This window comes from Paenarthrobacter aurescens (assembly GCF_025421775.1).
Classification (GTDB): Bacteria; Actinomycetota; Actinomycetes; order Actinomycetales; family Micrococcaceae; genus Arthrobacter; species Arthrobacter aurescens_B.
In genome coordinates, this window is the sequence record NZ_JAOEFX010000134.1 from 1 (window position 1) to 285 (window position 285).

Below are 285 nucleotides of genomic sequence, written 5' to 3' on the forward strand. Positions count from 1 at the left end.
AAATTTGAAGTGGATAGCATTGTTACAGTAGTTGATAGTAAACATATCACTAAACATTTAGACAATCATGATGAGGCACAGGAACAAATTGCATTTGGTGATGTGATCATTTTAAATAAGACCGACTTAATATCGAGTGACGATTTAAATTCATTAGAACGAAGAATTAATCAAATGAACCCTACAGCTAAACGTTTGCACGCTCAAAATTGCAGTATAGATTTGAATGAAATTTTAGGAATTCACACATTTGATGTAGACCGAAAGATTGAAATTGATCCTCAT

The 285-nt window shown here is 31.9% G+C and carries 1 protein-coding gene; it reads left to right on the top strand.

Annotation, left to right across the window (positions count from 1 at the left end):
* On the top strand, positions 1 to 285 hold a 285-nt coding region (locus tag N7568_RS23015; protein WP_306423165.1), incomplete at both ends, for a GTP-binding protein.